This window comes from uncultured Algibacter sp., from assembly GCF_947495925.1.
Lineage (GTDB): Bacteria > Bacteroidota > Bacteroidia > Flavobacteriales > Flavobacteriaceae > Algibacter_E.
This window is the reverse complement of the sequence record NZ_CANMAU010000006.1, coordinates 357,117-368,688: the sequence shown is the minus strand read 5'-3', so window position 1 is coordinate 368,688 and position 11,572 is coordinate 357,117. Positions and strand designations below refer to the sequence as shown.

Annotated in this window: 11 protein-coding genes; 4 read left to right on the top strand and 7 right to left on the bottom strand. The window is 34.6% G+C overall.

Going from position 1 to position 11,572, the window contains the following annotated elements; genetic code table 11:
- The first annotated feature begins 541 nt into the window (after positions 1–541).
- From thrS to rplT, 4 genes are all read left to right on the top strand, one after another.
- On the top strand, positions 542–2,476 hold the full coding sequence (gene thrS, locus Q0857_RS14635) for a threonine--tRNA ligase (protein ID WP_298536740.1): 1,935 nt from the start codon (positions 542–544) through the stop codon (positions 2,474–2,476).
- A 33-nt stretch (positions 2,477–2,509) separates the two neighbouring features.
- Positions 2,510–3,055: a translation initiation factor IF-3 gene (infC, locus tag Q0857_RS14630; protein ID WP_298536774.1), complete on the top strand. Its 546-nt coding sequence runs from the start codon at positions 2,510–2,512 to the stop codon at positions 3,053–3,055.
- Positions 3,056–3,146: 91 nt separating this feature from the next.
- Positions 3,147–3,344, top strand: a complete 198-nt coding sequence (gene rpmI, locus Q0857_RS14625; RefSeq protein WP_298536737.1) for a 50S ribosomal protein L35 — start codon at positions 3,147–3,149, stop codon at positions 3,342–3,344.
- A gap of 98 nt (positions 3,345–3,442) precedes the next feature.
- Positions 3,443–3,787 carry a 50S ribosomal protein L20 gene (gene rplT / locus Q0857_RS14620; RefSeq protein WP_136479789.1) on the top strand — a complete coding sequence of 115 codons (345 nt, stop codon included), beginning with the start codon at positions 3,443–3,445 and terminating at the stop codon, positions 3,785–3,787.
- A 200-nt stretch (positions 3,788–3,987) separates the two neighbouring features.
- On the opposite strand, the gene Q0857_RS14615 is transcribed toward rplT, so the two are convergent.
- The 7 genes from Q0857_RS14615 to tgt all read right to left on the bottom strand — a co-directional run bounded on the left by Q0857_RS14615 (position 3,988) and on the right by tgt (position 11,564).
- Complete coding sequence (locus Q0857_RS14615; RefSeq protein WP_298536731.1) at positions 3,988–4,410, bottom strand: secondary thiamine-phosphate synthase enzyme YjbQ; 423 nt, start codon at positions 4,408–4,410, stop codon at positions 3,988–3,990.
- On the bottom strand, positions 4,410–5,594 hold the full coding sequence (locus Q0857_RS14610; RefSeq protein WP_298536771.1) for an asparagine synthetase B: 1,185 nt from the start codon (positions 5,592–5,594) through the stop codon (positions 4,410–4,412). The genes Q0857_RS14615 and Q0857_RS14610 overlap by 1 nt, the downstream gene beginning before the upstream one ends.
- A gap of 142 nt (positions 5,595–5,736) precedes the next feature.
- Positions 5,737–7,275: a replicative DNA helicase gene (dnaB, locus tag Q0857_RS14605; RefSeq protein ID WP_298536728.1), complete on the bottom strand. Its 1,539-nt coding sequence runs from the start codon at positions 7,273–7,275 to the stop codon at positions 5,737–5,739.
- A 169-nt stretch (positions 7,276–7,444) separates the two neighbouring features.
- The gene (locus Q0857_RS14600; protein ID WP_298536725.1) at positions 7,445–8,398 is read right to left on the bottom strand and encodes an acetyl-CoA carboxylase carboxyltransferase subunit alpha; all 954 of its coding nucleotides are present in this window, start codon (positions 8,396–8,398) and stop codon (positions 7,445–7,447) included.
- 77 nt (positions 8,399–8,475) lie between these two features.
- A complete protein-coding gene (locus Q0857_RS14595) occupies positions 8,476–9,366 on the bottom strand; it encodes a DMT family transporter (protein WP_298536722.1) in 891 nt (296 codons plus the stop codon).
- Positions 9,353–10,429 carry an LptF/LptG family permease gene (locus tag Q0857_RS14590; protein ID WP_298536719.1) on the bottom strand — a complete coding sequence of 359 codons (1,077 nt, stop codon included), beginning with the start codon at positions 10,427–10,429 and terminating at the stop codon, positions 9,353–9,355. Before Q0857_RS14590 ends, Q0857_RS14595 begins: the two co-directional genes overlap by 14 nt.
- A 4-nt stretch (positions 10,430–10,433) precedes the next feature.
- The gene (gene tgt / locus Q0857_RS14585; RefSeq protein WP_298536716.1) at positions 10,434–11,564 is read right to left on the bottom strand and encodes a tRNA guanosine(34) transglycosylase Tgt; all 1,131 of its coding nucleotides are present in this window, start codon (positions 11,562–11,564) and stop codon (positions 10,434–10,436) included.
- Positions 11,565–11,572 lie beyond the last annotated feature (8 nt).

Below are 11,572 nucleotides of genomic sequence, written 5' to 3'. Positions count from 1 at the left end.
TTTTTTTGCCTTTTTTTTACCAAAACTTTTAACTCCCTAATAAACCGTAGTTTATCAATCCACTTTTTTTAATATAAGCGAACAAATCGCATTAATCCCTTTTTATTAAATCCTATAATCTATCACTTAATAACTTCTTAACACCAAATCAAGCTTTAATAAACTTATATTAGACTCCATTTCTTTACAAACGAATAACTTTTTATTTCCTTCATATATATAACATGTAAGCCTTAACTACTTTTTAACTCTCTACCTGTAACTTTAATATAGCCCCTCTTTTTTACTCACAGACAAACAATACCTGTATCAATAACAACCCTCCCCCCTTATTCCTTATATGTGCACAATCAGCAAAACCAACAAAGCTGCGTTAGGGATACCAATGGAAAGCCCACAGCGAGGTACGAGCGCGGACTTATAATGAATAGCCCGACCCCAGAGGGAACGCCCTGAAAAAATTAGTGATACATATATAGGTATATATATTGCATGGATTTGTTTATACCATTATCTTTGCAGCCGAATTTTAATTAGATTTATGATACATATTACTTTACCTGATGGAAGTGTAAAGACGTTTGATGCAGGCGTTACACCCATGGATGTTGCTAAAAGTATAAGTGAGGGATTTGCTAGAAACGTGATTTCAGCAAATTTTAACGGTACAACCGTGGAAACTGTAACACCATTGACCACCGATGGTTCATTGGTTTTATATACATGGCGAGATGATGCTGGTAAAACTGCTTTTTGGCATTCATCAGCCCACGTTTTAGCACAGGCTATAGAAGAATTGTATCCAGGGTCTAAACTTACTATTGGTCCTGCCATTGAGAATGGGTTTTATTATGATGTAGATTTTGGTGAGCATACCCTTTCTGAAAAAGACTTTAAAGCTATTGAGACTAAAGTTTTAGAAATAGCAAGAGGAAAGCACGATTTTAAAATGCGATCTGCTACAAAAGCTGAAGCTTTAGAACTCTATAAGGATAACCCTTTTAAAACGGAGTTAATTGAAAACTTAGAAGATGGCACTATTACATTCTGTGACCACGCTACTTTTACCGACTTATGCCGTGGTGGTCATATCCCTAATACAGGCATTATAAAAGCTATTAAGGTTTTAAGTGTTGCTGGAGCTTATTGGCGTGGTGATGAAAACAAGCCACAGCTAACTCGTGTTTATGGTATATCGTTCCCGAAACAAAAGGAACTAACCGAATATTTAAACATGCTTGAAGAAGCCAAAAAACGCGACCATAGAAAACTTGGTAAAGAGCTTCAACTTTTTACATTTTCTCAAAAAGTCGGACAAGGACTCCCGCTATGGTTACCTAAAGGCGCAGCTCTACGCGAGCGTTTAGAAAACTTCTTGAAAGCTGCACAAAAAAAAGCCGGATATGAAATGGTAGTCACACCACATATTGGGCAGAAGGAACTTTATGTTACTTCTGGGCATTATGCTAAATATGGTGAAGATAGTTTTCAACCTATTACCACACCAAAAGAAGATGAGGAGTTTTTATTAAAACCCATGAACTGCCCGCACCACTGCGAAGTTTACAAAAATTTTCAATGGAGCTATAAGGATTTACCTATACGCTATGCAGAATTCGGGACTGTTTATAGATATGAACAGAGTGGTGAGCTACATGGTTTAACTCGTGTACGCGGTTTTACGCAAGATGATGCTCATATATTTTGTACTCCAGCTCAATTAGATCAAGAATTTAAAAATGTGATTGACTTAGTGCTTTATGTTTTTGGCTCTTTAGGTTTTGAAAACTTTACGGCTCAAGTTTCAGTAAGAGACCCTGAGAATCCTGACAAATATATAGGAGATGTTGCCAACTGGGAAAAAGCGGAACAGGCCATTATAAATGCAGCACAAGATAAAGGCTTAGATTATGTTGTTGAAACTGGGGAAGCTGCCTTTTACGGACCTAAGCTAGACTTTATGGTTAAAGATGCCTTGGGGAGACGTTGGCAACTAGGTACTATTCAAGTAGATTACAACTTACCTGAGCGCTTTGAATTGATGTATAAAGGTAGTGATAATGAGTCGCATAGACCGATAATGATTCACCGTGCGCCATTTGGAAGTCTGGAACGTTTTATCGCTTTATTATTAGAACATACAGGAGGAAACTTCCCGCTTTGGTTAATGCCAACTCAGGCGATTATATTATCGATTAGCGAGAAATACGAAAAATACTCTGAAAAAGTTTTAAATTTGCTAGAAAATGACGAAATTCGCGCCCTTGTAGACCATAGAAATGAGACTATAGGGAAGAAAATTAGGGAAGCCGAAATTCAAAAACACCCCTATATGATCATTATTGGTGAGCAAGAAGAAAAGGAAGGCAAAATTACGGTACGTCAGCATGGTGGTGCAGATTTAGGCATGATTTCTGTAGAAGCTTTCTCTGAAATAATAAAAGAAGACATCAAAAAAACGTTAAAATCGTTTTAAGATAATATAAGTTTAATTTAAAACCATAACGCCATAGCAATTAGAAGAAGACAGCAACCTAGAAGGGTTTCACAAGAGGATAAGCATAAGATTAATTCTAAGATTACTGCTCAAAAACTACGTCTTGTTGGAGACAACGTAGAGATTGGTATTTATACCAAAGGAGACGCCTTGAGAATAGCAAACCAGCAGGAATTAGATCTTGTAGAGATTTCTCCAAATGCAGATCCACCTGTTTGTAAGGTTATGGATTATAAAAAGTTTCTTTATGAACAAAAGAAACGGGATAAGGCTTTAAAGTCTAAGGCAACTAAAGTTGTTATTAAAGAAATCCGTTTTGGTCCTCAAACTGATGATCATGATTATCAGTTTAAAAAGAAACACGCAGAGAAATTCTTAAAAGAAGGCGCAAAGCTAAAAGCTTTTGTTTTCTTTAAAGGGCGATCTATTATTTTTAAAGAGCAAGGACAAATTTTATTATTACGTCTAGCTCAGGATCTTGAAGAACTTGGTAAAGTAGAGCAAATGCCAAGACTAGAAGGTAAAAGAATGACCATGTTTATTACTCCAAAAAAGTAATAACAAATCATATATCTCATATAATAATGAGATGCTGAAATAGATTCAGCACACAATAATTAAGCGCAATAATTAAAAACTAGGAAAAGAAATGCCTAAAATGAAAACAAAATCTAGTGCCAAAAAGCGTTTTAAGCTTACAGGTACTGGTAAAATTAAAAGAAAGCACGCTTTTAAGAGTCACATCTTAACAAAGAAGTCAAAAAAGCGTAAGCTTAAATTAACTCATGATGGTTTAGTAGATAAATCTGATGAGAACAATATTAAAACCATGTTACGTTTAAAGTAACAAACGTTTTAATTGGTTAAAACAATTTATAAACCCTGGAGTTAGGCTCAATTAAAGTGTTAGTTTACTAGCCGCCTACTACAAAACACATTAAAATTATGCCAAGATCAGTAAATTCTGTAGCAAAAAGAGCCAGAAGAAAAAAGGTTCTAAAACAAGCAAAAGGTTACTTTGGAAGACGTAAAAACGTTTGGACAGTAGCAAAAAATGCGGTTGATAAAGCGATGCAATACTCGTACAGAGACCGTAGAAATAAAAAAAGAACATTCCGTGCCTTATGGATTACGCGTATTAACGCAGGAGCCAGAGAACATGGTTTATCTTATTCTCAATTTATGGGGAAATTAAAAGCTAATGATATTGAATTAAACCGTAAGGTTTTAGCAGATTTAGCTATGAATAACCCAGAAGCTTTTAAAGCTGTAATTGATAAAGTAAAATAAGGCGCTTAGCCTATTGTAAAACATATTATTCGCTTAATAGAAAGTCCGATTCGAAAGAGTCGGACTTTTTTTTATGGCGTTCCCCTCTCAAATTCGGGTCGGGCTTTCCGCTATATCTTTTTCTCGTTCCTCAAAAAAGGATGCCGCATCAATCCCTAACGCATGATCCGCCAAAATACACCATAGAAAAACACCTTTACTTATTCCCCAAAAGCTGTGATAATAAGATTCCTTCCACCTCCGTAATTTCTGTGCTCACATAAATATATACCTTGCCAAATACCCAAGTTTAGCTTACCATTAGTAATTGGGATTTGCACTGAAGTCCCCAATAAAGACGATTTAATATGAGCGGGCATATCATCTGGTCCCTCATAAGTGTGTTTGTAATATACTGCTCCTTCTGGTACCATCTTATTAAAATGACTTTCAAAATCACTTCGCACTGTAAAATCAGCATTTTCATTAATAGTCAAACTTGCTGAAGTGTGCTTTATAAAGACCTGAAGTTGTCCCTTCTTTATCTGTTTAAGCTCCGGAATACCTTTTATAACTTCCTCAGTAATCAAATGAAAGCCTCTTGAATAAGGTTTAAGCTTCAATTCGTTTTGAAAAAATAGCATCAGGTTTTTTGTTTTTTCTTTCTTGCCGCAGGAAACAAAACGTTATTTAAAATTAACCTATAACCAGGAGATGTAGGGTGCAAGTCTAATTCAGTTTTAGCATCTCCTACCCTATGTTGATAATCTTCAGGATCATGACCTCCATAAAAGGTAAAAAAACCTTTGCCTTTAATACCATGGATGTATTTGGCTTCTCCATTGGTTTTAGTTTCTCCAAGCACCAAGACATTTGACTTTATCTCTTCACTATTAAACGAGGTTGTTTGCCCCATAAACCCTTTTACCAAAGCCGTATGGTTCTGACACAACATAGTAGGAACAGGATCCCATTTAGCTGAAAATTCCATCAATGAAAAATAATCTGCTGTTTTAGGAATCATACGTTTCCTGGTCATATCAATAGATGAAAACTCATAAACCTTTGGGTTTCGCTCCAATAGAAAATCCTTAAAAGCAAAAGTTTTGTTATAATCAATTTTATTCTGATATCCTGCTTCACTCCCATCTCCATCAAACATAGGTTCGCATATGTCCACTCCTTCTGCAGCAAGTGCTATATCAAAACTATCTGTAGCACTGCACATGGCAAACATAAAACCACCTCCTATTACATAGTCACGTATTTTTAATGACACCGCTAACTTTTCTTCAGATACTTTGCTATAACCTAGTTCTTGTGCTAAGATTTCAGCATTTTTTTTCTCTTCAATATACCAAGCGGCAGCTCTATATTGCGCATAAAACTTCCCATATTGCCCAGTGAAATCCTCATGATGCAAATGCAACCAATCGAATACTAATAGTCCGTCATTTAAAACTTCTTCATCATAAACAGTTTCATAAGGTATTTCTGCATATTGTAAAACCATTGTTACAGCATCATCCCAAGGCTGTTTACCTTTAGGTGTATATACGGCAACCTTTGGTGCTTTTTCTAGTACAACCGCTTCCATATTGTGGCTAGGGCTACTTATTTCCTCAAGAATACTTTCTGTTTTAGCATTAGAAATAACCTCAAAAGATACACCTCTTATCTGACATTCTCTTTGAATAGCTTCCGTATCTGGCAATAAAAATGCCCCTCCCCTATAATTTAACAGCCACTTTACTTTTAGCTCATTACTGAGAGTCCAATAAGTAATACCATAGGCTTTGAGATGGTTTTTTTGACTTTCCGCATCCATAGGCACCAAAATATAGGAAGCGAAGGTTTTCGTAGAAACAAATAGTAGGAATACAAGCAGGGCTTTCTTCATGGCTTGAAAGATACTTAAAAATAGAACCTTAATAAATATTTTATAAAAACATTAGGTTTTTAATAGCACCTTAAAAAGGAACCTCATTATCGTCGTCGTTAAAAGAACTACCAAAGGCTTGATCTGGACTCGCCTTAAAATTATCTGCTTTAAAAGTGTCATCATTTGCAGCGGCGTTCATTTTTGAATGAAACTCGAATGGTGAATCAAAATCATCAAGATTATCAAATTTACCTAGGTGTCCTAAGAATTTCAAGCGGATATTTTCCAAACCACCATTACGGTGTTTGGCTACAATAAACTCTGCCTGACCTTCTGTTGGTGAACGTTCTTCATCATCCCATTCATCAATTTTATAGTATTCTGGTCTGTAGATAAACGATACGATATCAGCATCCTGCTCAATGGCTCCAGATTCACGTAAATCTGATAATAACGGACGCTTACTTCCTCCACGAGTTTCAACAGCACGTGATAATTGAGATAATGCAATTACGGGTACCATAAGTTCTTTAGCTAGTGCTTTAAGGTTTCTAGAAATCATTGAGATTTCTTGCTCACGATTTCCTCCATGGCTTGTACCACCAGTCATTAATTGTAAATAATCAATCATGATCATTTTAATGCCATGTTGAGAAGCCAAACGACGCGCTTTTGCTCTTAAATCGAAAATAGAAAGTGATGGTGTATCATCAATAAACAGAGGTGCTTTTTCTAGACCTTTTACTTTAACGTTTAATTGCTCCCACTCATGTTTTTCTAATTTCCCTGTACGTAATTTTTCAGATGATAATCCAGTTTCACTCGAAATAAGACGAGTTATTAACTGCACCGATGCCATCTCTAAAGAGAAAAAAGCAACAGGTATATTTTGATCAACAGCAATATTTCGTGCCATAGACAGCGTTAAAGCAGTTTTACCCATACCAGGACGTGCCGCTACGATAATTAAATCTGAAGGTTGCCACCCAGAAGTTAATTTATCCAACTTATGAAAACCGGTAGGGATACCACTTAAACCTTCTTTATTAGAAATTTCTTCAATCTTCTTTTTGGCTTGGATGACTAGGTCTTGAGCGGTCTCGCTCGACTTTTTAATATTACCTTGAGTAACCTCGTACAGTTTCGACTCTGCATTGTCTAATAAATCAAAAACATCCTTAGTTTCATCATAAGAATCTTCAATAATTTCGCTTGATATTTTTATCAGGCTACGCTGAATAAACTTCTGTAAAATGATGCGTGCATGAAATTCGATATGCGCTGAAGAGGATACTTTCTGAGTTAAAGAAATTAAGTAAAAATCACCACCTGCAAGCTCTAACTTTGAATTTTTCTTTAATTGGGTAGAAACGGTTAATAAATCAACAGGTTCACTATTTTCAAACAACTGAAAAATGGCCTCAAAAATATGTTGATGAGCTTCTTTGTAAAAAGCATCGGGATTTAAAATATCAATAACTTCATCAACACCTTTTTTGTCAATCATCATCGCTCCTAACACAACTTCCTCTAAATCAAGTGCTTGAGGCGGTATCTTACCCTTCTCTAAGTTGATAAGGGTACTTTTGTCGACTTTGTATCCTGTTAGTTGATTGGGTTGTTTCATAACTACGAAAGTAATTAAAAAGAAGAGTTTTTAGTGAATTTTAGGTATCAGGTTTGTTAACTACTCGTTAACAATTTAACTGTTAATAAGTTAAAAATATTGTCAACAAGCATAAAAAAACCTGAAGCGTTTAACTTCAGATTTTTAATATGTTTTGGTTTTAAAAGACTTAGCCTTTAAATACGCCCATGTTTGCATATTTTTCCATGCGCTTTGAAACTAAATCTTCTGGTGATAACTTTTTAAGATCATCATAAGATTTTAAAATCGCTTCACTGACAGCCTTAAATGTCTTTTCGCGATCTCTGTGCGCACCGCCTAAAGGTTCCTTAATCACACCATCAACTACTTTTATTTTCATTGCGTCTGTTGCTGTTAACTTTAAAGCTTTAGCAGCTTGCTCCTTATATTCCCAACTACGCCATAAAATTGAAGAACAATTTTCTGGTGAAATAACAGAATACCAAGAATTCTCTAGCATTAATACTCTATCACCAACACCAATTCCTAATGCTCCTCCAGATGCACCCTCACCTATTACAATAGTTATTACAGGTACTTTTAAGCGCGTCATTTCTAAAATATTCCTAGCAATGGCTTCACCTTGACCACGTTCTTCAGCCTCTAATCCCGGATAAGCACCCGGCGTGTCAATTAAAGTCACCACAGGAATTCCAAATTTTTCAGCAGACTTCATTAAACGCAATGCTTTTCTATAGCCTTCCGGATTTGCCATTCCAAAATTTCGATATTGCCTCGTTTTTGTATTAAACCCTTTTTGTTGACCAATAAACATAAAACTCTGATCTCCAATTTTTCCTAAACCACCAATCATGGCTTTGTCATCTTTTATATTTCGATCACCATGTAATTCTAAAAAAGAATCTTTACAAATAGCTTTAATATGATCTAACGTATACGGTCTATCTGGATGACGCGACAATTGCACGCGTTGCCATGGGGTTAAATCTTTATATAATTTTTTTTGAGTATCTTTTAACTTCTTCTCTATTTGCGCACATGTTTCGGTAACATCTACTTCACTCTCTTCTCCAATTATTTTACATTTCTGTAATTGATCTTCAAGCTCTTTTATAGGAAGTTCAAATTCTAAATATTCCATAAGAATTTTATTTAGCTATTTAAGTATTGGTTAGGATGCAAATATAAAAACTTTAAACTTGATTATGATGTCAAGAATTATTTCTTTTTTAATTTCCGCCTATGCTTTAAAACAGCATTTAATATAACTACGGAAATAATAACAAAAGCACCATAATAAAAATTCTGACTCATCTTTTCTTTCTCTGGGAACAAAATTATAGCCATAATGATACCATATACAGGTTCCAAATTATAGCTTAAAACCACAGTGTAAGGACTAATCACCTTCATTATATGCACCGAGGCTATAAACGCGTAAGCAGTACAAATTGAAGCCAAAATGAATAAATATTTAAAATCTGATAAACTAATAGCAAAAAAACCAGAAGAAAAACCTTCACCAAAAAACATGATATAAAGGGATATAAAAAGAACGCCACTTAAAAATTCATAAAACGAAATAACTGTAGCCGTGTGCTGTTTCAAAAAATGACCATTTAAAACCGAAAACAATGATGATAAAAATGCAGAAATTATTCCCAGCATGATCCCTGTAAGGTATTTAATTTCACTTTGAGTAATTATAAAAACTCCTATAATTACAACAATTCCGAAGAGGATTTCATACCATATGATCGTGCGTTTATAAATCAAAGGTTCTATAAAAGAAGCGAAAAAAGCTCCGGTTGAAAACATAGCCAAGGTTATAGAAATATTTGATTCATTAATAGCTCCAAAAAAAGTAATCCAGTGAAGTGCAATTAAAACTCCGGCAATGGATAGCCTAAACACAGATTGTAGGCTTATTTTTAAATTTACCTTTCTAAACTTAATGTAGATGAACATTAAAAGCGAAGCTAAAATCATTCTATACCAAACTAGAGAAATAGCATTAATACTAATTAATTCACCTAAAATGGCTGTAAAACCAGCTATAAAAACTAAAAAATGGAGATGTAATTGATTTTTAAGCTTAGCGTTTGGCATTATACAAAAGGTATATAGCTAAAATACCAAAAATGAAATTGGGAAACCACACGGCGATTAATGGTGGGAAATCTGATTGTTCGGCCATAACACCAAAAACCTTGTCAAAGAACACGAAAATCATTGCAATACAAATCCCAACAGCTAAGTTAATCCCCATACCTCCACGCCTTTTAATTGAAGATACGGCAACTGCTATAATGGTTAATATAAAAACAGAAACTGGCAAACTCCATTTTCTATAGAGCACCAATTTAAAACGACCAACATTTGATGAACCTCGAGCTTCTTCCTTAGCAATAAAGTTTTTTAAATCGCCATACATTTTTGTTTCTGCCGCATAAATAACCGGAATTAAATCGTCTACTTCAAAAGAAAACAGCGTGTCTTTCTTTTGAATAATCTCAAGGGAATCTTCATACTTACCTATATCTCTTTTTAAATAATTTGTCAACCTATAAACGGTGTCTCCTTCCACATATTTAATAGTTTTTGCAGTAATTTTATATTTAAGCTGGTTTTCTTCAAAATGTTCTAAAGTAAAGTTATGACCAAGGCTATTTTTTACGTCAAAACTACTCACGTAAATGATATCATTATCATTAATTTGCCTAAAAACATTAATATTATCAACAGCTTGCCTTCCTTTTTTCAAATACTTATAAGTAAAATCATTAAAGCCCTCGCTGGCTTTTGGAGCAAGAAAAAGTCCTAAAATAATAGATAAAAATGCCACTACGGACGCCCCTATTAAGTAAGGCCTTAAAAAGCGAGTAAAAGAAACACCTGAACTTAAAAAAGCAACAATTTCTGTGTTATTGGCCAATTTTGAAGTAAACCATATCACCGATAGAAATAAAAATAAAGGAAAAAGCAAATGGGCAAAATAAACTGTAAAATCTAAAAGGTAAATTAAAACCGCATTTAAGGGCACTTCATTTTCAAGAATTTTACCAATTTTTTCTGCAAGGTGTACTGTTATAGCTATAGGAATAAATAGCAATAGCATCATGAAAAATGTAAACAAATAACGCTTTAATATGTACCAATCTAAGATTTTCATTTACTTATAAACGATTATCCATTTGCTTTACCATTTTATCTTTCCATGTTCTAAAATCTCCTGCTAATATATGTTTTCTAGCCTCGCGAACCAACCACAAATAAAAACCTAAATTATGTATCGTTGCTATTTGTTTTCCTAATAATTCATTTACAGTAAACAAATGTCTCAAATACGCCTTAGTGTATTCAGTGTCAACAAATGTTATCCCCATTTCATCAATAGGTGAAAAATCATCAGCCCACTTTAAATTTTTAATATTGATCGTACCATATGCTGTAAATAGCATACCATTTCTGGCATTTCTAGTTGGCATAACACAATCAAACATATCTACTCCTAACGCAATATTTTCTAAAATATTGATTGGCGTGCCAACTCCCATTAAATAACGCGGTTTCTCTTCGGGCAGAATAGAACAAACCACATCGGTCATAGCATACATTTCATCAGCAGGCTCTCCAACTGATAAACCTCCTATAGCATTTCCTACAGCTCCTGCTTTCGCAATATATTCAGCCGATTGCTTTCTTAAATCTTTATAGGTACTTCCTTGAACAATTGGAAAAAATGCCTGGTTATAATCATACTTTAAAGGTGTTTTCTCTAAATGATTAATACATCTATCTAACCATCTATGCGTCATATGCATAGATCGTTTTGCATAATTATAATCACACGGATATGGAGTGCACTCATCAAAAGCCATTATAATATCAGCTCCAATTGAGCGCTGTATTTCCATAACATTCTCAGGAGTAAATGTATGGTAACTACCATCAATATGAGATTTAAATTTAACGCCCTCTTCTTTAATTTTTCTATTTGCAGAAAGGGAGTACACCTGATAACCTCCAGAATCGGTTAAAATATTTCTATCCCAATTCATAAATTTATGAAGGCCACCAGCCTTTTCAATGATACCAGTTTGGGGTCTTAGATATAAATGATACGTATTTCCTAAAATAATATCAGGATTTATATCATCTTTCAACTCACGCTGATGCACGCCTTTAACGGTTGCCACAGTACCCACAGGCATGAAAATTGGAGTTTCAATCACGCCATGATCTGTGGTAATTTTACCAGCTCTTGCCTTACTTTGTGCATCTTGTGCTTTTAATTCAAATTTCATTTTTGTGA